The following is a 21,736-nucleotide window of genomic DNA, read 5'->3' as shown; positions in this document are numbered from 1 at the left end:
GAGGCGGGTTCGGACCATTGTGCCAGAGCGGGACTCCCGTTCCGCCGAGGTTTGCGGGCCGCGCGCCTTTTGTGGTCTAATCGACCTTGACGAAACAGGGGTGCTTCACCGGTATGCCGGGCATGCCGTACTGAGGCTGAGAGAGACCCTTCGCACCCGATCCGGGTAATACCGGCGCGGGAAGTTTCCAGAAAGTCTTACCGGAGCGCCCAGCATGTGCAGGGGCGCCAGGATTCCCGCCGGGCTGCGCTTTGGGCGCACGGGTTCGTACGCATTCCCTATCAGGACGTACGGGCCGTCTGCGCCGCATAGCCTCCACGGTCGGCCTTGCCAGCCGGTTTCGTCCTTGGGTACGTCTGCTGCTGCCGTACGGAAAGGATACGATGACCGCCTATTCTCTTTGTTCCCCGATTTTTATCGCGTTCGCCCTGCGTGACGGAGCGCCGTCATGAGTCGCGCCCATCACCGCAGCGCGGGCCGCGTGCCCGACTTCGCCGTGCTCGGCGGCGGCTTGAGCGGCCGACTCGTCGCATGGCGTCTTGCCGGCGAGGGCCATCGCGTCGCACTCTACGAGCGTGGCGGCCCCGAAGGCGGCGAGGCCGCGGCCTGGGTCGCGGCGGCCATGCTCGCGCCGCTCGCGGAGGCCGCCGTTGCCGAGTTGCTGATCACCGAGCTTGGCGTCGCGTCGCTCGACACGTGGCCGCGCATCCTCGCCGAGTTGCCGGAGCCCGTGTTCTTCCAGCGCAATGGCACGCTCGTGGTCTGGCATACCGCCGATCGCACCGAAGCGCCGCTCTTCGAGCGCCGCGTGCGCGCCAACGCGCCGCGTGCTCTCGCCGATGCGAACTTCGTCGCGCTCGCAGGCGCGCAACTCGACGCCGCCGAACCGGCGCTCGCCGGGCGCTTCGCGCGCGGCTGGCTGCTCGAAGGCGAGGGGCAGCTCGACAATCGCCAGGCGTTGGCCGCGCTGGCGGCGGGGCTCGCCGAGCGTGGCGTGGAAGCCCACTGGCACACCACGGTCGACGAGGCCAATCCGCCGCCCGCGCGCGTGACGATCGACTGCCGCGGGCTAGGCGCCAAACCTGCGCTGCCGGGTTTGCGCGGCATTCGCGGCGAAGTCGCGCGCGTGCACGCGCCGGGCATCACGCTCACGCGCCCCGTGCGGCTGCTGCATCCGCGCTATCCGCTCTATATCGCGCCCAAGGAAAACGATGTCTTCGTGATCGGCGCGACCGAGATCGAAGGCGAGGACCGTTCGCCCGTGAGCGTGCGCTCGGCGCTCGAACTGCTGAGCGCGGCGTTTGCGGTGCATCCGGCGTTCGGCGAGGCGCGCATCCTCGAGTTGAACACGCAGTGCCGCCCGACGCTGCCCGACCACCGTCCGGCGCTCATTTGGGACGGCAAAACCACGCTGCGCGTGAACGGCCTCTACCGGCACGGCTTCATGATCGCGCCGGCAGTCGCCGACGAAGCCGCGCGTATCGCACAGGCGCTGCTCGACGCGCGCGTGAACGACGCCGAATCCTTCGAGTCTCTGCGCCGCGCGTCGCGCTGGGGCGAGATGCTGCACGCGCAGGGCGCTCACGAGCCGGCCTGAAGCGTCAACAGAAACAAACCGTAGTCTGAGAACGTATTTGCCATGGACATTCATATCAACCAGAAGCCGATCACGCTGCCCGAGGGCGCGACTGTCGCCGATGCGCTCGCCGCATTCGGTGCGCGTCCGCCGTTCGCCGTTGCGCTGAACGGCGATTTCGTGGCGCGCGCCCAGCATGGCGCGCGCTCGCTCCAGGCGGGCGACCGCCTCGACGTCGTGAGCCCCGTGGCCGGCGGCTGAGCCTCGCTCGCTAAAGGCCACCGGTCGCGCATCGCTGCTGATTGCACCGGTTGCACAGGAGTAGCCAGCGCTTTCACGACACCGCCCAAGGATTCCAACCCATGACCACCACTTCCACCGCCGACGCGCTCACGCTCTACGGCGAAAGCTTCGCGAGCCGCGTGCTGCTCGGCACGTCGCGCTATCCGTCGCTGCAGTCGCTCGCCGACTCGATGGCGGCCGCGCGCCCCGGCATGATCACCGTCGCGCTGCGCCGCCAGATGAACGAGGGCACCGCCGAAGCGGGCTTTTTCGACCTGCTCAAGCGCCAGGGTGTGCCGCTCCTGCCGAATACGGCCGGCTGCCTCACCGTCAACGAGGCGATCACGACCGCGCACATGGCGCGCGAAGTCTTCGAAACCGACTGGATCAAGCTCGAACTGATCGGCGACGACTACACGCTGCAGCCCGACCCGGTCGGCCTGATCGAGGCCGCGGCGCGCCTCGTGAAGGATGGCTTCAAGGTGCTGCCGTATTGCACCGAGGACCTCGTGATCGGCCGGCGTTTGCTCGACGCAGGCTGCGAAGCGCTGATGCCATGGGGCGCGCCGATCGGCACCGGGAAGGGCGTCATCAATCCGTACGGTCTGCGCGTGCTGCGCGAGCGCTTGCCCGATGTGCCGCTCATCGTCGATGCGGGCCTCGGCGTGCCGTCGCATGCCTGCCAGGTGATGGAGTGGGGCTTCGACGGCGTGCTGCTCAACACGGCCGTTTCGCAGGCCACGCACCCCGAGGCGATGGCGCGCGCGTTCGCGCTCGGCGTCGAGGCGGGCCGCGCCGCGTTTCTCGCCGGGCCGATGGCCGAGCGCGAGGCGGCGGTAGCGAGTACGCCCGTGGTCGGCATGCCGTTCTGGCATCAAGATGGAGACAAGCGATGACTGAAACGCTGCGACTGCAGGACCGCGAACTGTTCTGGCCGCCCGCCGACGAACTGACCGAAACGGCGGAGCGCATCCGCGCGCGCCTGGGCGACTGGCAGCCCACGCACGCGCCGTGGCGCATCTGTCTCACGCCGCCTGACGCGCCCAACGGCGGCGACCTCATCATCGTGACCGACGCGGCGCCGCATCTGGCCAACATCGCGCGCTGGATGACCGACGGCGCGGGCGTGATCGAAGCCGCCGGCGAGAACCCGAAAGCCGCGCGCGCCACGCTGCATCTGGGGGGCGAGCGCTACGCGCTCGAAGGCGAACTGGCGGAGGACTGGATCCCGGCGCTGGCGGCATTCCTCGACTGCGGGTTCGATCCGCACGACGCGCTCGTGCTCGCGCTCGCCTGGCGCGACGGCGACGAGCAGCAGGCCGACGCCTGGCCCGTCGACATCAAGCGCTTCCCGCGCGTGCTGGGCTTGCCTGCCGCGCCCGCGCAGCCGTTCGCACCGTGCCCTGCGAAGCTCGGCCTGTATCCGGTGCTGCCCACGGCCGACTGGGTCGAGCGCGTGCTCGACTACGGCGTGAAGACGGTGCAGCTGCGCAGCAAGCAGCCGAAATCCCCGGCGCTTACGAACGAAATCGAGCGCTGCGTCGCGGCGGGACGCAAGCACGATGCGCAGCTTTTCATCAACGATCACTGGCAGGAGGCCGTCGCGGCCGGCGCGTACGGCGTGCATCTCGGCCAGGAAGACCTGCGCGAAGCGGACCTCGGTGCGATTGCGGCAGCCGGCGTGCGTCTGGGCCTCTCGACGCACGGCTACTTCGAAATGCTCACGGCGCTTCATTTCCGTCCGAGCTACCTGGCGTGCGGCGCCGTCTTCGCCACCACGACCAAGGCGATGCCCACGGCGCCCCAAGGCCTTGCGCGTCTCGCCCGCTACGTGAAGTTGCTGGACGGCGTCGTGCCGATGGTGGCGATCGGCGGCATCGACGGCAACGTGCTGCCCGAAGTGCTTGCCACCGGCGCGGGCAGCGCGGCGGTGGTGCGCGCCGTGACCGAGGCGGCCGACCCGGCTGTCGCCGTTGCTGCATTGCGCAACGCGTTTACGCAATAATGGTCCGCCCTGGCTTGGAGGCTGCGCTGCGCGCGCAACCCCAGGCCATGGGGGGCCGCAACCCGCAGTAACGGGCGACGCGGCTAATATCCACGGATCAGGGTGCGTCACGGCAGCTTTTACACGATGGCCCTATAATCCCGCCTTCGTGTAAATGGACAGTCAGCCACGTGCCCTCAACCTCTGAGACCCTGCTGGAACTGCGCGACGTCGACTTCGGTTACGGCGATCGGCTCGTCCTGTCCGGCCTGAACATGCGCTTTGGGCGCGGTCAGGTCGTGGCAGTCATGGGCGGTTCCGGTGGCGGAAAAACGACAGTGCTGCGCCTGATCGGCGGCCTCATTCGCGCCCAGCGCGGCCAGGTGCTGTTCGGCGGCCAGGACGTCGGCGCGCAATCGCGCGACGGCCTCTACGCCCTGCGCCGCAAGATGGGCATGCTCTTCCAGTTCGGCGCGCTCTTCACCGACATGTCGGTATTCGAGAACGTGGCGTTCGCCCTGCGCGAACACACCGACCTTCCTGAAGAACTGATCCGCGACCTCGTGCTCATGAAGCTCAACGCCGTCGGCCTGCGCGGCGCGCGCGATCTCGCGCCGTCGGAAATCTCGGGCGGTATGGCGCGCCGCGTCGCGCTCGCGCGCGCCATTGCGCTCGACCCCGAACTCATGATGTACGACGAGCCGTTCGCGGGTCTCGACCCGATTTCGCTCGGCATCACCGCGAATCTCATTCGCACACTCAACGACGCGCTCGGCGCGACCTCGATTCTCGTCACGCACGACGTGCCCGAGTCGTTCGCGATCGCCGATTACGTGTATTTCATGGCGAACGGCCGGGTGCAGGCGCAGGGCACGCCCGACGAACTGCGCGCCTCGACCGATCCGATCGTGCGCCAGTTCATCGACGGCGCGCCGGACGGCCCGTTCCGGTTCCATTACCCGTCGAACCAGCCGCTCGCAGCGGACTTCGGCATCGACGGAGGACGCTCATGATCGGCACCATCAGTTCGATCGGGCGCACGGTGCTCGAGACCATCGCACGCGCGGGGCATGCCACGCGCTTTTTCGTGCGCCTCGTCCTCGAATTCTTCCCGCTGCTGCGCCGGCCGCGCCTTGTCACGAAGCAGATCCACTTCGTCGGTAATTATTCGCTGTTGATCATTGCCGTGTCGGGCCTGTTCGTGGGCTTCGTGCTCGGCCTGCAGGGCTACTACACGCTCAACCGTTACGGCTCCGAGCAGGCGCTCGGGCTGCTGGTCGCGCTCTCGCTCGTGCGTGAACTCGGGCCCGTTGTCACCGCGCTGTTGTTCGCGGGCCGCGCGGGCACGTCGCTCACGGCCGAGATCGGCCTCATGAAAGCGGGCGAGCAGCTCACAGCCATGGAAATGATGGCCGTGGACCCCGTGCGCGTGGTGGTCGCGCCGCGCATGTGGGCGGGCGTGATCGCCATGCCGATCCTCGCGGCCATCTTCAGCGCGGTCGGCATTCTGGGCGGCTACGTGGTCGGCGTGCTGCTGATCGGCGTGGATGCCGGCGCGTTCTGGTCGCAAATGCAGGGCGGCGTGGACGTCTGGGCAGACGTGGGCAACGGCGTGATGAAGAGCATCGTGTTCGGCTTCGCCGTGACCTTCACCGCGCTCTACCAGGGCTACGAGGCGAAGCCCACGCCCGAAGGCGTGTCGCGCGCGACTACGAAGACGGTCGTGTACGCGTCGCTCGCGGTGCTCGGCCTCGACTTCCTGCTCACCGCGCTGATGTTCAGCTAAAGACGCCGGGCAGCGACCCGGCCGTGCGGCGCGCGTATGAGCGTCGCCGCAACGGATTCTCATTGGGATGACGATGAAAAAGAATGCTCTCGACTTTTGGGTCGGCCTGTTTGTGGTGCTGGGCTTTATCGCGCTGCTGTTCCTTGCGCTGAAGGCCGGCAACATGAGTTCGCTGTCGTTCCAGGCCACCTATCCGGTGAAGCTCAAGTTCGACAATATCGGCGGCCTCAAGCCGCGCGCGCCTGTAAAGAGCGCTGGCGTGACGGTGGGCCGCGTGGCCTCGATCGGCTTCGACTCCAACACCTATCAGGCGCTGGTGACGATCAATCTCGACCAGCAGTACCAGTTTCCGAAGGACACGTCGGCGAAGATCCTGACGTCCGGCCTGCTCGGCGAGCAGTACATCGGGCTCGAGCCGGGCGGCGACTCCGAAATGCTCAAGGCCGGCGACACCATCTCGATGACGCAGTCGGCCATCGTGCTCGAAAACCTGATCGGCCAGTTCCTCTATAGCAAGGCGGCCGATTCGGGCGCCGCCAAGCCGTCCAGCGGCGCGGGCACGGATGCGGCGCCTGCTGCGGCACCCGCGCCCGCACCGGCTCAAGCCCCGGCAGCAGCACCGGCGGCCTCGGCGGCTCAATAAGAAGGAGAAAAAGAATGACGACCATACGCATGCGCGCCATTACGCTTGGCGTCGCAGCGCTTGCACTCGGGGGATGTTCGACGGTGCAGACGCCGTCGAAGGACGATCCATGGGAAGGGTTCAACCGCACGATCTACACGTTCAACGACAAGGTTGACACGTACGCGCTCAAGCCGGTGGCGCAGGGCTACGTGAAGGTGACGCCGCAGCCCGTGCGCGACAGCGTGACGAACTTCTTCGCGAACATTGGCGACGTCTACAACGCCGCGAACAACTTCCTGCAGTTGAAGATCACCGATGGTGTCGAGGACATCATGCGGATCGTGATCAATACAGTCTTTGGCCTCGGTGGCCTGTTCGACGTCGCGACGCTCGCGAAGCTGCCCAAGCACAATCAGGACTTCGGTCTCACGCTCGGTCACTACGGCGTGCCGCCCGGCCCGTACCTCGTGCTGCCGCTGTTCGGTCCGAGCACGGTGCGCGACGGCGTGGGTCTCGTGCCCAACTACTTCATCAATCCGCTCACCTATGTGGATCCGGCGGCGCTCTCGTGGGGCCTCTACGGCCTGAACGTGGTGAGCACGCGCGCCAACCTGCTGGGCGCGAGCGACCTGCTCGAAGGCGCGGCGATCGACAAGTACTCGTTCATCCGCAACGCCTATTTGCAGCGCCGCCGCTATCTGCTTTCGGATGGCCGCGCGTCTGACAACAATCTGCCGGATTACGGCGATGGCGCGCCGCTGCCGAAGTACGACGACACCGACGAAGGCGCGGCGCCCGGTGCGGCGGCGCCCGCATCGGGCGCGGCCGCGGGCGCAACTACCGGTGCAGCGGTTCCCGCTTCGGGCACCGGGCGTGCCGCTACGCCGACCGCGGCCAGCATGGCGCCCGCGTACCCCAACGGCGAAACGACCGCTCCGGCCACGCTGGAAGGCCCGGCCGCTGCGTCGGCGCCGGTGGGCTCGTCGGAGACCACCGTGCCGGGCGATCAGATGATCCCGCCGGCGCGCATCGGCTTCCCGAGCATGCTGCGTCTGCATTGAGCGCTACACGCCGGCGTGGCGTAACGCCTCGCCGGCGTGTTCTTCCGACATAAACGTCTGACGTAACAAGCAGAAACGCTTGTCGCACTTTGCTGGCAGTTTTTGACATAGCGAGATACAACTCGCGTGCTATCGTTGGCTCCAACGGGGCGATGTCCCCCAACTAGCAGGACTGGATATGAAAAAATTCTTTCTGTACCCGTTTTACGCCATGTTTCTTTCGTTTGCCAGTGGAGCGTTCGCCCAGACGGTAGACACCAGCAATCCCGACGCGATGATCCAGACGGTCACGCAGCAGGTTATGAGCCAGATCAAGGGTGACAAGTCCATCCAGTCCGGCGACATCAGCAAGATCACGCAGCTCGTCAACGATAAGATCCTGCCGTACACCGACTTCCGCCGCACCACGCAGCTCGCGATGGGCCGCAACTGGCGCACTGCCACCCCGGAGCAGCAGCAACAGGTCATCGAGCAGTTCAAGACGCTGCTGATCCGTACGTACTCGGGCGCACTCGCCCAGGTGCGCGACCAGCAGATCCAGTACAAGCCGTTCCGTGCGAACCCGGATGACACCGACGTCGTGGTCCGTTCGACGGTCATGAACGGCGGCCAGCCGATCGAACTCGACTATCGCCTCTACAAGACGCCGCAAGGCTGGCGCGTGTATGACATCAACGTGCTTGGCGCATGGCTCATCCAGGCGTACCAGCAGCAGTTCCAGGAAAAGATCCAGCAAGGCGGTGTGGACGGCTTGATCCAGTTCCTCACGCAGCGTAACCAGCAACTCGCATCGGGCAAGGCGACCTCGTGAGCGAGCGCTTCGCCACCGGCGCAAACCTGACCCACGAGAGCGCGAAGGCCGCGCTCTCGGCCGGGTTCGCGCAGATATCGGCGGGCGCAACCGCCGTGGACTGTGCAGCGCTCACCCAGTTCGATTCGTCGGCACTTGCCGTGCTGATCGCCTGGCAGCGTGCCGCGCGTGAGCGCGGCGCATCGCTTGCCGTGCTCAACTTGCCCCCCGCGCTCGCGTCTCTCGCGCGCGCCTACGGCGTCGATTCGCTCCTGAACGAGCGACATTGACCCGCGTCGCCTGGCCGAACGATTGCGTTCGAGTGGCTTGTCGCTCCACTGCTGCCGCACAGCCAGGCTGACGCAGTTCCCCCTCCAGGGCCAGGCCGTGCTTTCCGACTTGGCCTATAATCAACCGTTTTTTGGGCGCTGCCTCGGCGCAAAAAGCATCGCTTGTCAGGTAAAAAGCGTGCACTGAGACAGCAAAGCCGGCCTCGTAAGCCGTCCCCAATTCCGGTCTTCCCCGCAGCATTGATGCACTCTTGAGCCGCGCCGTTCGCAACGGGCGGCGTATTAGTCATGCCAGCCATAGAAATCCGTAACGTCAAGAAGCGCTACAAGTCGCTTCAGGCGCTCAAGGGCGTCAGCTTCACGGTCGAAGACGGCGAGTTCTTCGGGCTGCTCGGCCCGAACGGCGCGGGCAAGACGACGCTCATCAGCATTCTTGCCGGCCTCGCGCGCGCGGACGAGGGTTCGATCGCCGTGCGCGGTCACGATGTCGTCGCCGACTACCGCAACGCACGCCGCAATCTGGGCGTCGTGCCGCAGGAACTGGTATTCGATCCGTTCTTCACCGTGCGCGAGACACTGCGCATCCAGTCGGGCTACTTTGGTCTGCGCAATAACGACGCGTGGATCGACGAAGTCATGGCTAATCTCGATCTCACCGAGAAAGCCGACGTGAACATGCGCGCGCTGTCAGGCGGCATGAAGCGCCGCGTGCTGGTCGCGCAAGCGCTCGTGCACCGTCCGCCCGTGATCGTGCTCGACGAACCCACCGCAGGTGTGGACGTGGAACTGCGCCAGACACTCTGGAAGTTCATCTCGCGCCTGAACCGGGAAGGGCACACCATCGTGCTCACCACGCACTATCTCGAAGAAGCCGAGCAGTTGTGCGACCGCATCGCCATGCTGCGGCGCGGCGAGATGGTCGCGCTCGAGCGCACGACTGCGCTGCTGCAGCGCTTCGCGGGCACGCAGCTTTTCCTGCGCTTCTCGGAAGGCGTGCTACCGAGCGATCTGCGCGCGCTCGAAGTCGATCCGTCCAACGCGAGCGCGCATCAACATTTGCTGCGCCTCGCGAGTTACGACGACGTGGAGCGCATTCTTGCCAAGTGCCGCGCGAACGGCTGCAAGCTCGAAGAAGTGGAAGTGCGCAAGGCCGATCTGGAGGATGTTTTCGTGCAGGTGATGAACGGTCCTGAAGTGCTCGAGGGTCTCGCATGAGCGGTTTCCGTACGCTGTTTTACAAGGAAGTGCTGCGCTTCTGGAAGGTCGCTTTCCAGACCGTGCTCGCACCCGTCATCACCGCGCTGCTGTATCTCACGATCTTCGGCCACGCGCTGCGCGGTCACGTCGAGGTGTATCCGGGCGTGGAGTACACGAGCTTCCTGATTCCCGGCCTCGTGATGATGAGCGTGCTGCAGAACGCGTTCGCGAACAGCTCGTCGTCGCTGATCCAGTCGAAGATCACGGGCAATTTAGTATTTGTGCTATTGCCGCCGCTCGCCGCCTGGGAGATGTTTGGAGCCTACGTGCTCGCCTCGATCGTGCGCGGCCTTGCCGTTGGCGCGGGCGTGTTCGTCGTGACGATCTGGTTCATTCCGATGAGCTTCGCAGCGCCGCTTTACATCATCGCTTTCGCGGTGCTCGGCTCGGCGATCCTCGGCACGCTCGGCCTGATCGCCGGGATCTGGGCGGAGAAGTTCGACCAGCTCGCGGCGTTTCAGAACTTTCTCATCATGCCGCTCACGTTTCTTTCGGGCGTGTTTTATTCGACGCATACGCTGCCGCCCGTGTGGCGCGAGGTGTCGCGGCTCAATCCGTTCTTCTACATGATCGATGGCTTCCGCTTTGGGTTCTTCGGCCTGTCCGACATCAACCCGCTCGTGAGCCTTTCGATCGTTTTCGTGTTTTTCGTGGCGCTGGCCACGCTCGCCATGCGTTTGCTCGCGAGCGGGTACAAGCTGCGTCACTAAGCAGGAGCCATACTCATGTTGCCGACTCCGGAACAGATCAAGCAGTACATCTCGGCAGGGCTCGCGTGCGAGCACCTCGAAGTCGAAGGCGATGGACAGCATTTCTTTGCGACGATCGTCTCCTCCGCATTCGACGGCAAGCGCTTGATCCAGCGCCATCAGCTCGTCTACGCCGCGCTCGGCGACCGCATGCGCGAGGAAATCCACGCGCTCAGCATGAAGACGCTCACGCCCGCCGAATGGCAGAACGCATAATCTGGAATCTCAGTGCGAATTACCCAGGACAAAGACGCCGCCGCGAGCGGCGCAGCTCAACATCAAGCGACCCAGCAAGCCGGCCGCACCGATCAGGAAACCTCAGGCATGGATAAACTCGTCATCGTCGGCGGGCAGAAGCTCGCAGGGGAAGTGGTTGTTTCCGGTGCGAAGAATGCGGCGCTGCCCATTCTCTGCGCAGGCCTTCTGAGCGCCGAGCCCGTTCATCTCGACAACGTGCCTGACCTCCAGGACGTGCGCACCACGCTCAAGCTGCTTGGCCAGATGGGCGTGCGCACCGAGCAGGACGGCCACCGCGTGCAGCTCGACGCCTCGAAGGTAAACAACCTCGTGGCGCCGTACGAGCTCGTGAAGACCATGCGCGCTTCGATTCTCGTGCTCGGGCCGCTCGTCGCGCGCTTCGGCGAGGCGAAGGTGTCGCTCCCGGGCGGCTGCGCGATCGGCGCGCGCCCCGTGGACCAGCACATCAAGGGCCTGCAGGCGATGGGCGCCGAGATCAACATCGAGCACGGCTTCATCGAGGCGCGCGCGAAGCGCCTGAAGGGCGCGCGCATCGTCACCGACATGATCACGGTCACCGGCACGGAAAACCTGCTGATGGCCGCCGTGCTCGCCGAGGGCGAAACGGTGATCGAGAACGCCGCGCGCGAACCGGAAGTGGGCGACCTTGCGCACCTGCTCGTCGCGATGGGCGCGAAGATCGAGGGTATCGGCACGGACCGCCTCGTCATTCAAGGCGTGGACAAGCTTCACGGCGCGCACCACACGGTCATTCCCGACCGGATCGAAGCGGGCACGTTCTTGTGCGCGGTCGCGGCCGCGGGCGGCGATGTCACGCTGCGCAACGTGCGTCCGCACATTCTCGATGCCGTGACCGACAAGCTGCGCGAAGCGGGCGTGACGATCGAAGAGGGCAACGACTGGATGCGCGTGCGCATGCACGAGCGCGCGCGCGCCGTGAACGTGCGCACTTCGGAATACCCGGCGTTCCCGACCGACATGCAGGCGCAGTTCATGGCGCTCAACACGATCGCGGACGGCACCTCGCAAGTGGTCGAGAATATCTTCGAAAACCGCTTCATGCACGTGCAGGAACTGAACCGCCTCGGCGCTCATATCACGATCGACGGCAAGACGGCGCTCGTCGCCGGCGTCGAAAAGCTCTCGGGCGCGAAGGTGATGGCAACCGACCTGCGCGCATCGGCGAGCCTCGTGATCGCGGGCCTGTGCGCCGACGGCGAAACGCTGATCGACCGCATCTATCACCTCGACCGCGGCTACGACCGCATGGAAGCGAAGCTCACGAAGATCGGCGCGAACGTGAAGCGGATCAAGGGGAGCGCGGCATGAGCACCGTCGAGTCCCGGCCGACGCCAGCGGCCGCGGCCAGCGCGCCGCTGACGCTCGCGCTCTCGAAGGGCCGCATCTTCGAAGAGACGATGCCGCTGCTCGCCGCGGCCGGCGTGCATGTGACCGAAGACCCGGAAACCTCGCGCAAGCTGATCCTGCCGACCACCGACCCGAACCTGCGCGTGATCATCGTGCGCGCCACCGACGTGCCGACCTACGTGGAGTACGGCGCGGCCGACTTCGGCGTGGCGGGCAAGGACGTGCTCAACGAGCACGGCGGCGGCGGCCTGTATCAGCCGATCGATCTCGACATCGCGCGCTGCCGTCTTTCGGTGGCCGTGAAGGCGGGCTTCGATTACGCGAACGCGGTGCGCCAGGGCGCGCGCCTGCGCGTGGCGACCAAGTACACGGAAGCCGCGCGCCAGCACTTCGCGGCCAAGGGCGTGCACGTCGACCTCATCAAGCTGTACGGCTCGATGGAGCTTGCACCGCTCGTCGGCCTCGCGGACGCGATCGTCGACCTCGTCAGCACGGGCGGCACGCTGCGCGCGAACAATCTGGTCGAGGTGGAAGAGATCATGGAGATCTCGTCGCGCCTCGTCGTGAATCAGGCGGCGCTCAAGCTCAAGCGCGCCGCGCTGCGACCCATCATCGACGCGTTCGAACGCGCGTCGCGCGGTGCGCAGTCGGCTTGATTAGTCGGCCAGAGCAGGCTGATCGAGTCGTAGCAACGAGCACTAAGGGCAGGCGCAATGACGCGCCGCCTCGCGCGTGGCGTATCTCGAAAGACGTGGCGCGCACAACGTAACGGATGGATACCAGCATGGCTATCACGATGCGCAAACTCGATTCCAGCGCCGAAGGCTTCAAAAAGGCGCTGCACGCGGTGCTCGCCTTCGAGGCGAGCGAGGACGAGGCCATCGAGCGCTCCGTCGCGCAGATTCTCGCCGACGTGAAGGCGCGCGGCGACGCCGCCGTGCTCGACTACACGAACCGCTTCGACCGCCTGAGCGCCACCAGCGTCGCGGCGCTCGAACTGCCGTTTTCCGAACTCGAAGCGGCGCTGGAGAGCCTCGAGCCCAAGCAGCGCGCGGCGCTCGAAGCGGCGGCGGCGCGCGTGCGCGGCTACCACGAGAAGCAGCGCATCGAGTGCGGCTCGCATAGCTGGCAATACACCGAAGCCGACGGCACGGTGCTCGGCCAGAAGGTCACGCCGCTCGACCGCGTGGGCCTGTATGTGCCGGGCGGCAAGGCTGCGTATCCGTCGTCCGTGCTGATGAACGCCATTCCCGCGCGGGTGGCGGGCGTGCGCGAAATCATCATGGTCGTGCCCACGCCCGACGGCGTGAAAAACCCGCTCGTGCTGGCGGCGGCGCTGCTCGGCGGCGTCGATCGCGTGTTCACGATCGGCGGTGCGCAGGCCGTGGCCGCGCTCGCGTACGGCACGAACACGATTCCGCCCGTCGACAAGATCTGCGGGCCGGGCAACGCCTATGTCGCTTCGGCCAAGCGCCGCGTGTTCGGCACGGTGGGCATCGACATGATCGCGGGCCCTTCGGAAATCCTCGTGATCTGCGACGGCACGACCGATCCGCGCTGGGTAGCCATGGACCTGTTCTCGCAGGCCGAACACGACGAGCTCGCGCAGTCCATCCTGCTGTGCCCGGACGAAAGCTTCATCAAGCGCGTGGAAGACGCCATCACCGAACTTCTGCCCGCCATGCCGCGCGCCGAAGTCATTGCCACGTCGCTCACGAATCGCGGCGCGCTCGTGAAGGTGCGCGACATGGCGGAGGCCTGCGCCATCGCCAACGAGATCGCGCCGGAGCACCTCGAAATCTCGGCGCTGGAGCCGCAGAAGTGGGGCGCCGAAATCCGCCACGCGGGCGCGATCTTCCTTGGCCGCTACACGAGCGAAAGCCTCGGCGATTACTGCGCGGGGCCGAATCACGTGCTGCCTACGTCTCGTACCGCACGTTTCTCCTCGCCGCTCGGCGTCTATGATTTCATCAAGCGCTCGAGCCTCATCGAGGTCAGCGCGGAAGGCGCGCAAACGCTCGGCGAGATCGCGGCCGAGCTGGCCTATGGCGAAGGCCTGCAAGCTCACGCGCGTAGCGCCGAATTTCGCATGAAGCAGGTGTAAGGCGCGCCTCGCAACTTGTAGAAGCCGGCTGAACGAGCTGCCGCGCGGCATGGAGACGCTGCGCGACGGCAAGCTCCGCAAGTGCGCGGGGGCAGTAGTTTGATTCGCGGTTCGACCCGCAGTGTGACCCACACGCAGCAGAGACCACGACGATAACCAGGGCGGCCGGCTTGCCGAGCTGCCCGTGCCGGCGGCCCCGCTTTTCGCGAGCCGCCTTTCGACATGACGACACCACAAGACATCATCCGTCGCGACGTGCTCGCGATGACGAGTTACCCCGTGCCCGACGCTTCCGGTTTCGTGAAGCTCGATGCCATGGAGAACCCGTTTGCCCTGCCCGCCGAACTTGCAGAGCAACTGGGCGAACGCCTGGCGGCAGTGGCGCTGAACCGCTATCCCGCGCCGCGCCCCGAAGCGCTGATCGCCAAGCTCAAGCAGGTCATGCGCGTGCCGGCCGATTGCGACGTCCTGCTCGGCAACGGCTCGGACGAGATCATCAGCATGATCACCACCGCGTGCGCGAAGCCGGGCGCGAAGGTGCTCGCGCAGGTGCCGGGCTTCGTCATGTATGCGATGTCGGCGAAGTTCGCGCAGGTGGAGTTCGTCGGCGTGCCGCTGAAGACCGACTTCACGCTCGACCTCGAAGCGACGCTCGCGGCCATCGCGGAGCACACGCCGGCCGTGATCTGGCTGGCGTATCCGAACAACCCCACGGGCACGCTGTTCGACGACGCCGACATCGAGCGCGTGATCGCGGCGGCCGCGGCGGCGAAGAGCCTCGTGGTGATCGACGAGGCCTACCAGCCGTTCGCGATGCAAAGCTGGATGCCGCGCGTGGGCGAATTCGACAACGTGGTCGTGATGCGCACGATGTCGAAGCTCGGGCTCGCGGGCATCCGCCTTGGCTATCTGGCCGGGCGTCCGACGTGGCTCAACGAGTTCGACAAGGTGCGTCCGCCGTATAACGTGAATGTGCTCACGCAGGCGGCCGCCGATCTGCTGCTCGATCATGTCGATGTGCTCGATGCGCAGGCCGCGCAACTGCGCGCCGAGCGTGCGACGCTCGCGGCCGAAGTGGCGAAGTTGCCGGGCGCCCAGGTGTTCGAAAGCGCCGGCAATTTCCTGCTCGTGCGCGTGCCCGACGCGGCGGCAGTTTTTGACACGCTGCTGTCTGCCCGGATTCTGATCAAAAACGTGGGTAAAATGCACCCATTGCTTGCGAACTGTGTGCGCCTGACCGTTGGCACCCCCGACGAAAACGCGCAATTGCTCGCTGCCCTGAAGCTCGTGCTCCGTTAAGGCGAAGCTTCGCTCTCCCACTCTCCTGTTACGGGTTGTTTGAAGGAAATTGCCATGCGCGTCGCGCAAGTCGTTCGCAACACCAGCGAAACGCAAATCCGTGTGAAACTCAATCTGGACGGCACCGGCGAGCAAAAGCTCGCAACCGGCGTGCCGTTTCTCGACCATATGCTCGACCAGATCGCACGACACGGTCTGATCGATCTGGAGATCGAGGCGCATGGCGACACGCATATCGACGACCACCATACGGTGGAAGACGTCGGCATCACGCTCGGCCAGGCGGTGGCGCAGGCCATTGGCGACAAGAAGGGCATTCGCCGCTACGGCCACGCCTATGTGCCGCTCGACGAAGCGCTCTCACGTGTCGTGATCGACTTCTCGGGCCGCCCGGGCCTCGAATTCCATGTGCCGTTCACGCGTGCGCGCATCGGCACGTTCGATGTCGACCTGTCGATCGAATTCTTCCGCGGCTTCGTGAACCACGCGGGCGTGACGCTGCACATCGACAATCTGCGCGGACTCAACGCGCACCATCAGATGGAAACCGTGTTCAAGGCATTTGGCCGCGCGCTGCGTCAGGCCGCCGAACTGGACGAACGTCAGGCGGGCAAGATCCCGTCGACGAAGGGCAGCCTCTAAGCGACGCCTTTCACCGGCCAGAAGGCGGCCCGCGCGACGTGGACGGTGCAGGCGCGGGCCTCGGCAGGACATCGAGCGCGCCGGGCCGGGCCGTCACGAGCATGCAGCATGCGCGCGACGTTAGCCGTTCGGCTTATGGGCTTGCGCGCGCCGAGTGGCGTACATTGACGGCTTCGAAGGCAGATCAGGGTACATCGCGGCGCACAGGCGCCCACACAGCCAAGGGCAGGGCCTGATGAGCAGGCCGGATTCGAGATGAAAACTTCAATTGCGATTGTGGATTATGGGATGGGCAACCTGCGTTCGGTGGCCCAGGCGCTGAGGCAGGCCGCACCGGAAGCCGACGTGGCTATCGTCGAGCGTCCCGAAGCGATCCGCGCGGCCGACCGCGTAGTGCTGCCGGGGCAGGGCGCGATGCCCGACTGCATGCGCAGCCTGGCGGAGTCGGGCCTGCAGGACGCCGTGCTCGAAGCTTCGCGCACGAAGCCGCTCATGGGCGTATGCGTGGGCGAGCAAATGCTGTTCGACTGGAGCGCGGAAGGCGACACGAAGGGCCTGGGCCTCTTGCCTGGCAAGGTCGTGCGCTTCGATCTGGAAGGCCAGTTGCAGGACGACGGTTCGCGCTTCAAAGTGCCGCAAATGGGCTGGAACCGCGTGCGCCAGGCGCGCGCGCACGCCCTGTGGGACGGCGTGCCCGACGAAAGCTTCTTTTATTTCGTGCACAGCTACTATGTGGTTCCGGCGGATGCGGCGCACACCGTGGGCGAAACGCCGTACGGCGCGGCCTTTACCTCGGCAGTGGCGCGGGATAACATCTTCGCCACCCAATTCCACCCGGAAAAGAGCGCCGCTGCGGGCTTGCGCGTCTATCGCAACTTCGTCCACTGGAACCCCTGATTTCCTGCGGCGCTGACGCTCGCAGCCGCCTTTGCGCACGAGCGCCGCGGCATACGATTTGCGTCAGCAAGGCTGCCGAAAGAGTTGTACTAAACTAGCGAAACGGCGTCGGATCGGGTCTTTTTTCCGCCGGCGCCGCAGACTTCAACCTCATTCCCAGACACACCCGAAGCTATGCTGCTGATTCCGGCCATCGATCTCAAAGACGGTCACTGCGTGCGCCTCAAACAAGGCGATATGGACCAGGCGACGATTTTCTCCGAGGAACCGGCGGCTATGGCCCGACACTGGGTCGAGCGCGGCGCGCGGCGCCTGCACCTCGTCGACCTGAACGGCGCGTTCGCCGGCAAGCCGAAGAACGAAGACGCGATTCGCGAGATCATCCGCGAAGTCGGCGACGAGATCCCCGTGCAGCTTGGCGGCGGCATCCGCGACCTCGACACCATCGAGCGTTATCTCGACGACGGCCTGTCCTATGTGATCATCGGCACCGCCGCCGTGAAGAACCCGGGCTTCCTCCAGGAAGCGTGCACGGCATTCGGGGGCCATATCATCGTCGGCCTCGACGCGAAGGACGGCAAGGTCGCGACCGACGGCTGGAGCAAGCTCACGGGCCATGAAGTCGTGGACCTCGCACGCAAGTTCGAGGACTACGGCGTCGAGTCGATCATCTACACCGACATTGGCCGCGACGGCATGCTTCAGGGCATCAACATCGAAGCGACGGTGCGCCTCGCGCGTGCGGTGAAGATTCCGATCATCGCGAGCGGCGGTCTTTCCAACCTCGGCGACATCGACGCACTGTGTGAGGTCGAGGACGAAGGCGTGGAAGGCGTGATCTGCGGTCGTGCGATCTACTCGGGCGACCTCGATTTCGCCGCCGCGCAAACGCGCGCAGACAGCCTGCGCGAATCGGACGACGCGTAAAGCGTCGAACGCCGGCCTCCGTAACAGGGGGCCTTTTGTTTTTGGTGCTGCGCCGCCATCTCCATGGAGACTGGCGCTCGCGCGGGATAATTTCGCCTGAAGGCGCAAGGCAAGCCGCAAAGCGCGCGACAATGGGCTGCGCGCCACGCCTCAACCGGGGCCGGCGGCCTTCTCGCGAAAGGCGCTCGCCGCACTCCCACCGACTGGCAACTTCGGCAAGATTATGGCTCTACCCAAACGCATCATCCCCTGCCTCGACGTGACCGCCGGGCGCGTCGTGAAGGGCGTCAATTTCGTCGAGCTGCGCGACGCGGGCGACCCCGTCGAAATCGCGCGCCGCTACGACGACCAGGGCGCCGACGAACTCACGTTCCTCGATATCACCGCGACCTCCGACCAGCGCGACCTGATCCTGCCGATCATCGAGGCGGTGGCTTCGCAGGTCTTCATTCCGCTCACCGTGGGCGGCGGCGTGCGTGCCGTCCCGGACGTGCGGCGCCTGCTCAACGCCGGTGCGGACAAGGTCAGCATGAACTCGTCGGCCGTTGCCAATCCGCAACTCGTGCGCGATTCCGCCGACAAATACGGCTCGCAGTGCATCGTTGTCGCCATCGACGCGAAGCGTACGTCCGCGCCGGGCGAACCCGCGCGCTGGGAAGTGTTCACGCATGGCGGCCGCAAGGCTACGGGCATCGACGCCGTGGAATGGGCGCGCAAGATGGCGGAGCTGGGCGCGGGCGAGATCCTGCTCACGAGCATGGACCGTGACGGCACGAAGAGCGGCTTCGACCTCGCCCTCACGAGCGCGGTGTCCGACGCGGTGCCGATCCCCGTGATCGCCTCGGGCGGCGTGGGCGGCCTGCAGGATCTCGCAGACGGCATCGTCAAGGGCCGTGCCGACGCCGTGCTGGCGGCGAGCATCTTCCACTACGGCGAGCACACGGTGGGCGAGGCGAAGCGCTTCATGGCCGATCAGGGCATCTCGGTGAGGATGTGACGCGATGAGCAACGAACAAGCCAACGACCTTGCCAACGCCAACTGGCTCGACAAGGTCAACTGGGACGCCAACGGCCTCGTGCCGGTGATCGCGCAGGAAGCCACCACCGGCGACGTGCTGATGTTCGCGTGGATGAACCGCGAAGCGCTCGCGAAGACGGTGGAACTGCGCCGCGCCGTGTACTTCTCGCGCTCGCGCCAGCGCCTGTGGTTCAAGGGTGAGGAGTCGGGCCACGTGCAGCACGTGCGCGACATCCGCCTCGACTGCGACGAAGACGTCGTGCTGCTTAAAATCGAGCAGGTGTCGGGCATCGCGTGCCACACGGGCCGCCACTCGTGCTTTTTCCAGCAATTCGAAGGCACCGTCGACGAAGGCCGCTGGGTCGCCGTCGACCCTGTGCTGAAAGACCCCGAACACATCTACAAATGACGCAACTGAACACCAACGACACCCTGCTGCGCCTCGCGGCGGTGATCGACAGCCGCAAGGGCGGCGATCCGGACGCCTCCTACGTCGCGCGCCTTTTTCACAAGGGCGACGACGCGGTGCTCAAGAAGGTTGGCGAAGAAGCGACGGAAGTCGTGCTGGCTGCGAAGGACGTGCGCCAGGGCGGCGCACCGAAGGCGCTGGTGGGCGAGATGGCCGACCTGTGGTTTCATTGCCTCGTCACGCTCTCGCACTTCGATCTGAGTCCCGCCGACGTGCTTGCGGAACTGGAACGCCGCGAAGGTCTTTCGGGTCTTGAAGAAAAGGCGCTGCGCAAGAGCCGCGAGCGCGAAGAGAACGGCGACTGAGGCTCGCGCGTTGCGCAAACCCCCCACGTTCTGCATGGGACCGGAGTAAGCACTAAAGCGCTAACTCCGGATCGACAGCTTTGCATGGGACCGGAGTAAGCGCTAAAGCGCTAACTCCGGATCGACAGGAGATGAACGACATGTCCACGTCTGGCGACTATCCGCCCCCTTCGTACCGCAACGGCGTTGACGCGGACCGCTTACGCAGCCTGCGCACTTTCACGCACGTGCTGTACGCGCTCTATGCGGTGTACTGGCTCACCGGCGGCATTTCGGTGCTGGTGGCCATCATCCTCAATTACCTCAAGCGCGACGAAGCGCTCGGCACACCCTACGAGCAGCACTTCACCTGGCAAATCCGCACGTTCTGGCTCGGCCTCGCCGGGCATCTGATCGGCGGCGTGCTCATCTTCGTGCTGGTCGGCATTCCAATTTTGTGGGCTGTCGCAATCTGGACGTTGTACCGTATCATCAAAGGCTGGCTTTACTTGTACGACAACAAGCCGCTGCACAACCCGCGTGCCTGGTTTTGAGGGTAGCCGGGTGCGCGTGCGGCTCTGCTCACCAGGAGCACCATGACTCACGACCGCAGCACCTGTCTCTTCTGCAAGATCGCCGATGGCCATATCCCCAGCACGCGGGTGTACGAAGACGACGAATTCGTCGCCTTCCGCGATATCCGGCCCGCAGCCGAAACACACGTCCTCGTCATTCCGCGCCAGCATATTTCCACCCTTGCCGATTGCGGTGAAAACGACGCACCGCTGCTTGGTAGAATGTTTGTATTGGTCGCACGGCTCGCCAAGGAGTTGGGCGTCTCGTACACGGGCGGCGACACCGGGTTTCGCACGGTGGTGAATACCGGGCCGGGTGGCGGGCAGGAGGTCTATCATCTGCACGCGCATTTGCTGGCTGGGCCGCGTCCATGGCACCGCATGGGCTGAGCGCCGAGGGCGGCGAAAGTCGGTATAAATGACGGATGGCGTGGGGCGAACCCGATGTTGCGCTAAAGGGTCGCACGCCACGTCGATGCAACATCAAACAGGCACAATTTGTCGCGTCGTGCACATCGCGCGGCGGCGGGGTTAAGGAGAGAGTCAATCATGGGTTCGTTGAGCATTTGGCACTGGCTGATCGTCTTGTTGATCGTTGCGCTCGTCTTCGGCACCAAGAAGCTGCGCAATATCGGTAGCGATCTGGGCGGTGCGGTGAAGGGTTTCAAGGAAGGCATGCGCGAGAACGAAGGCGCCGAAGCGCCGAAGCGCGAGCTGCCGGCCGACGGCGGCGCAGTCGACGTCGAAGCCAAGGACAAGACGCAGCGCTCGAACGACTACCGCTAAAACGCGTGGTGGCCTTTTCTCGCCGCCACTTGTTTTTCAGCTTGAATCCAGCGCGTGAGCACGGCTTGTGATCAATAAGGCAACCAAGGCTGACGGAAAACTCCATTCATGCTCGATCTCGGTTTAACCAAGATGGCGCTGATCGGCGTCGTCGCGCTGGTCGTTCTCGGACCGGAGCGGCTGCCGCGTGTCGCACGCACGGCGGGTGCGCTGTTCGGGCGCGCGCAGCGCTATATCAACGACGTCAAGGCGGAAGTCACGCGCGAGATCGAACTCGACGAACTGCGCCGCATGAAGACCGAGTTCGAGGAGGCGGCGCAGAACGTCGAAAAGAATGTTCAGGACAACCTGCGCAAGCATGAAACCGAGTTGAACGACGCGTGGAACGCGGGCACGTCGGTGTCGCCGAGCATTGCGGGCGGCGCCGATCCTGCCAGCCTGGAAGGCGCTGCCGCCAATGTGGTTGACGGCTCCACAACGCCATCGGGTTGGCGCTCCGGCAACCCGAGCGCGAGCGGTGCGAAGCGCAAGAACTGGCGCGTGAAGCAAAGCGCCGCGCCTGTCTGGTACAAACGCGCTACGCTGCGCCGCACGCGGGTCCAATCCGGCGCTGCGCGCGTGGCGCAGCACACGCCGGCCAGCCTGCGCCGGCCCACGCGGTTTTTCTGACGCGGATCCGCCTTTGCGCACGACCATTTCCAACAGAGGG

The 21,736-nt window shown here is 65.5% G+C and carries 27 protein-coding genes and 1 riboswitch; all 27 genes read left to right on the top strand.

Features of this window, described 5'->3' with window-relative positions; all coding sequences use genetic code 11:
* The first annotated feature begins 86 nt into the window (after positions 1-86).
* Positions 87-200, top strand: a riboswitch (TPP riboswitch).
* Positions 201-448: 248 nt separating this feature from the next.
* The 27 genes from FAZ97_RS12870 (at position 449) to tatB (ending at position 21,696) form a co-directional block, all read left to right on the top strand.
* Positions 449-1,597, top strand: coding sequence for an FAD-dependent oxidoreductase (locus tag FAZ97_RS12870; RefSeq protein ID WP_158758761.1), 1,149 nt, complete (start codon positions 449-451; stop codon positions 1,595-1,597).
* A gap of 42 nt (positions 1,598-1,639) precedes the next feature.
* Positions 1,640-1,837, top strand: coding sequence for a sulfur carrier protein ThiS (gene thiS, locus FAZ97_RS12865; protein WP_158758760.1), 198 nt, complete (start codon positions 1,640-1,642; stop codon positions 1,835-1,837).
* A 101-nt stretch (positions 1,838-1,938) separates the two neighbouring features.
* On the top strand, positions 1,939-2,754 hold the full coding sequence (locus FAZ97_RS12860) for a thiazole synthase (RefSeq protein ID WP_158758759.1): 816 nt from the start codon (positions 1,939-1,941) through the stop codon (positions 2,752-2,754).
* The gene (thiE, locus tag FAZ97_RS12855) at positions 2,751-3,863 is read left to right on the top strand and encodes a thiamine phosphate synthase (RefSeq protein WP_158758758.1); all 1,113 of its coding nucleotides are present in this window, start codon (positions 2,751-2,753) and stop codon (positions 3,861-3,863) included. The genes FAZ97_RS12860 and thiE overlap by 4 nt, the downstream gene beginning before the upstream one ends.
* A 170-nt stretch (positions 3,864-4,033) precedes the next feature.
* Positions 4,034-4,855, top strand: coding sequence for an ABC transporter ATP-binding protein (locus FAZ97_RS12850; RefSeq protein WP_158758757.1), 822 nt, complete (start codon positions 4,034-4,036; stop codon positions 4,853-4,855).
* On the top strand, positions 4,852-5,628 hold the full coding sequence (gene mlaE, locus FAZ97_RS12845; protein WP_158758756.1) for a lipid asymmetry maintenance ABC transporter permease subunit MlaE: 777 nt from the start codon (positions 4,852-4,854) through the stop codon (positions 5,626-5,628). Before FAZ97_RS12850 ends, mlaE begins: the two co-directional genes overlap by 4 nt.
* A gap of 73 nt (positions 5,629-5,701) precedes the next feature.
* Positions 5,702-6,271, top strand: a complete 570-nt coding sequence (mlaD, locus tag FAZ97_RS12840; RefSeq protein WP_158758755.1) for an outer membrane lipid asymmetry maintenance protein MlaD — start codon at positions 5,702-5,704, stop codon at positions 6,269-6,271.
* Between the two features lie 14 nt (positions 6,272-6,285).
* Positions 6,286-7,314 carry an MlaA family lipoprotein gene (locus FAZ97_RS12835; RefSeq protein WP_158758754.1) on the top strand — a complete coding sequence of 343 codons (1,029 nt, stop codon included), beginning with the start codon at positions 6,286-6,288 and terminating at the stop codon, positions 7,312-7,314.
* A 178-nt stretch (positions 7,315-7,492) separates the two neighbouring features.
* On the top strand, positions 7,493-8,125 hold the full coding sequence (locus FAZ97_RS12830) for an MlaC/ttg2D family ABC transporter substrate-binding protein (RefSeq protein WP_158758753.1): 633 nt from the start codon (positions 7,493-7,495) through the stop codon (positions 8,123-8,125).
* Positions 8,122-8,394, top strand: a complete 273-nt coding sequence (locus FAZ97_RS12825; protein ID WP_110388471.1) for an STAS domain-containing protein — start codon at positions 8,122-8,124, stop codon at positions 8,392-8,394. The genes FAZ97_RS12830 and FAZ97_RS12825 overlap by 4 nt, the downstream gene beginning before the upstream one ends.
* Before the next feature lie 288 nt (positions 8,395-8,682).
* Entirely contained in the window at positions 8,683-9,609 is a 927-nt protein-coding gene (locus FAZ97_RS12820; protein ID WP_158758752.1) for an ABC transporter ATP-binding protein, read from the top strand.
* On the top strand, positions 9,606-10,361 hold the full coding sequence (locus FAZ97_RS12815; protein WP_158758751.1) for an ABC transporter permease: 756 nt from the start codon (positions 9,606-9,608) through the stop codon (positions 10,359-10,361). The genes FAZ97_RS12820 and FAZ97_RS12815 overlap by 4 nt, the downstream gene beginning before the upstream one ends.
* 15 nt (positions 10,362-10,376) lie before the next feature.
* Positions 10,377-10,616, top strand: a complete 240-nt coding sequence (locus FAZ97_RS12810; RefSeq protein ID WP_028206568.1) for a BolA family protein — start codon at positions 10,377-10,379, stop codon at positions 10,614-10,616.
* Between the two features lie 108 nt (positions 10,617-10,724).
* Complete coding sequence (gene murA, locus FAZ97_RS12805) at positions 10,725-11,987, top strand: UDP-N-acetylglucosamine 1-carboxyvinyltransferase (protein WP_158758750.1); 1,263 nt, start codon at positions 10,725-10,727, stop codon at positions 11,985-11,987.
* Complete coding sequence (gene hisG / locus FAZ97_RS12800) at positions 11,984-12,682, top strand: ATP phosphoribosyltransferase (protein ID WP_158758749.1); 699 nt, start codon at positions 11,984-11,986, stop codon at positions 12,680-12,682. Before murA ends, hisG begins: the two co-directional genes overlap by 4 nt.
* A gap of 128 nt (positions 12,683-12,810) precedes the next feature.
* Entirely contained in the window at positions 12,811-14,130 is a 1,320-nt protein-coding gene (hisD, locus tag FAZ97_RS12795; protein WP_158758748.1) for a histidinol dehydrogenase, read from the top strand.
* A 222-nt stretch (positions 14,131-14,352) separates the two neighbouring features.
* Positions 14,353-15,429, top strand: coding sequence for a histidinol-phosphate transaminase (gene hisC / locus FAZ97_RS12790; protein ID WP_158758747.1), 1,077 nt, complete (start codon positions 14,353-14,355; stop codon positions 15,427-15,429).
* 54 nt (positions 15,430-15,483) lie between these two features.
* Positions 15,484-16,071 (top strand): imidazoleglycerol-phosphate dehydratase HisB, encoded by a 588-nt coding sequence (hisB, locus tag FAZ97_RS12785; RefSeq protein WP_133186218.1) that lies wholly within the window; start codon positions 15,484-15,486, stop codon positions 16,069-16,071.
* Between the two features lie 255 nt (positions 16,072-16,326).
* Positions 16,327-16,968 carry an imidazole glycerol phosphate synthase subunit HisH gene (gene hisH, locus FAZ97_RS12780; RefSeq protein ID WP_158758746.1) on the top strand — a complete coding sequence of 214 codons (642 nt, stop codon included), beginning with the start codon at positions 16,327-16,329 and terminating at the stop codon, positions 16,966-16,968.
* Between the two features lie 174 nt (positions 16,969-17,142).
* Positions 17,143-17,895: a 1-(5-phosphoribosyl)-5-[(5-phosphoribosylamino)methylideneamino]imidazole-4-carboxamide isomerase gene (gene hisA, locus FAZ97_RS12775; RefSeq protein ID WP_069268257.1), complete on the top strand. Its 753-nt coding sequence runs from the start codon at positions 17,143-17,145 to the stop codon at positions 17,893-17,895.
* Between the two features lie 223 nt (positions 17,896-18,118).
* Positions 18,119-18,892 carry an imidazole glycerol phosphate synthase subunit HisF gene (gene hisF, locus FAZ97_RS12770; RefSeq protein WP_158758745.1) on the top strand — a complete coding sequence of 258 codons (774 nt, stop codon included), beginning with the start codon at positions 18,119-18,121 and terminating at the stop codon, positions 18,890-18,892.
* Positions 18,893-18,896: 4 nt separating this feature from the next.
* On the top strand, positions 18,897-19,322 hold the full coding sequence (hisI, locus tag FAZ97_RS12765) for a phosphoribosyl-AMP cyclohydrolase (protein ID WP_158758744.1): 426 nt from the start codon (positions 18,897-18,899) through the stop codon (positions 19,320-19,322).
* Positions 19,319-19,687 carry a phosphoribosyl-ATP diphosphatase gene (locus FAZ97_RS12760; protein WP_110388464.1) on the top strand — a complete coding sequence of 123 codons (369 nt, stop codon included), beginning with the start codon at positions 19,319-19,321 and terminating at the stop codon, positions 19,685-19,687. Before hisI ends, FAZ97_RS12760 begins: the two co-directional genes overlap by 4 nt.
* 140 nt (positions 19,688-19,827) lie before the next feature.
* Positions 19,828-20,220, top strand: coding sequence for a DUF4870 family protein (locus tag FAZ97_RS12755; protein WP_028206579.1), 393 nt, complete (start codon positions 19,828-19,830; stop codon positions 20,218-20,220).
* A gap of 42 nt (positions 20,221-20,262) precedes the next feature.
* Entirely contained in the window at positions 20,263-20,631 is a 369-nt protein-coding gene (locus FAZ97_RS12750) for a histidine triad nucleotide-binding protein (protein WP_158758743.1), read from the top strand.
* Between the two features lie 159 nt (positions 20,632-20,790).
* The gene (tatA, locus tag FAZ97_RS12745; RefSeq protein WP_158758742.1) at positions 20,791-21,027 is read left to right on the top strand and encodes a Sec-independent protein translocase subunit TatA; all 237 of its coding nucleotides are present in this window, start codon (positions 20,791-20,793) and stop codon (positions 21,025-21,027) included.
* 108 nt (positions 21,028-21,135) lie between these two features.
* Positions 21,136-21,696, top strand: coding sequence for a Sec-independent protein translocase protein TatB (gene tatB, locus FAZ97_RS12740; RefSeq protein ID WP_158758741.1), 561 nt, complete (start codon positions 21,136-21,138; stop codon positions 21,694-21,696).
* Positions 21,697-21,736 lie beyond the last annotated feature (40 nt).

Origin of the sequence: Paraburkholderia acidiphila, assembly GCF_009789655.1 — a bacterium.
GTDB lineage: Bacteria > Pseudomonadota > Gammaproteobacteria > Burkholderiales > Burkholderiaceae > Paraburkholderia > Paraburkholderia acidiphila.
The sequence above is the reverse complement of the archived record's forward strand: the minus strand, read 5'-3'. Positions and strand labels throughout refer to the sequence as shown.